This window comes from Campylobacter sp. BCW_6468 (assembly GCF_001762865.1).
Taxonomy (GTDB): Bacteria; Campylobacterota; Campylobacteria; order Campylobacterales; family Campylobacteraceae; genus Campylobacter_D; species Campylobacter_D jejuni.
Genome location: NZ_MJXQ01000025.1, coordinates 1 through 865, shown reverse-complemented (window position 1 = coordinate 865; position 865 = coordinate 1). Strand labels below are relative to the sequence as shown.

At 24.6% G+C, this 865-nt stretch carries 1 protein-coding gene and 1 pseudogene; both read left to right on the top strand.

All coding sequences use genetic code 11. From position 1 onward, the window contains the following. Positions 1 to 411 (top strand): annotated as a pseudogene (locus tag AJ889_RS09400) (hypothetical protein); the annotation flags it as partial. 44 nt (positions 412 to 455) lie between these two features. Further along, positions 456 to 865, top strand: a 410-nt coding sequence (locus tag AJ889_RS02625) for a methyltransferase (RefSeq protein ID WP_070293231.1), incomplete at its 3' end; no start/stop codon positions are given.

The window sequence follows — 865 nt, the reverse complement described above, 5'->3', positions numbered from 1 at the left end:
TTAGTAGGAGGATGTTCTTATAAATATATGGATCCGCAGTATTATAAGTTTAAGAGCTTGTGTAAAGATATAGATAATAAAGTAATAATTTACAATAAAGCTTATTGGGAAATATTTAGCAATAGAGAAAAAGGAAATACAATGCATGATGAAAAAGGAGAATTCTTTTTTAATCAAAAAATAAATAAAAAAATATATTTTGATTTTAAAAAATCAGAAAGCATTAATGTGTTGCAAAAAAATAAATTTACTTTAACAGAAGTTACATTTGAAGATTATTATGATGGTATTCATTATTCAACACACTTATCTTATATTTATAATGATTATGGTATATTTTTGGGAGGTGATGAGGGTGCTGGATTCTATTTTAGATATCATAAAAGACTGTATTGTGAAGATACTAGATAAAAAATTAGAAAGATAATTTGAGATTTAGATTTTTGGAATAACAAATGAGCAAAAACATTAAAACACAAGAAGCTAAATTAGACTTAATCACTAAATTTTTAGACTATGCTAATTGTGCAGATGCTAGTTATGCGATGTTGCAATATGTTTTTAAAGGTATAATTAAATATAAAAATGATAATGGCAATGAATTAGAAAAAAAAGTAGATACCCAAAGACTAGGTGATAAGCATAATAATCAAAATTCTACCTATGCAAGAGCTATACAAGCTCGTTTTGAACAAAATAAAATAGTTAAAATAGAACCTAAATATTGTATTTCTCTTATAAATACTTGTTTTGATAGTAAAGAAATAACATTGGATAATGATATTAGTAGGGTAGGGTTAAATGATGCACTGAGTAAAAGAACTATTGATTTTGTAAATAGATTTAAACTTTTAAAACATCAGCC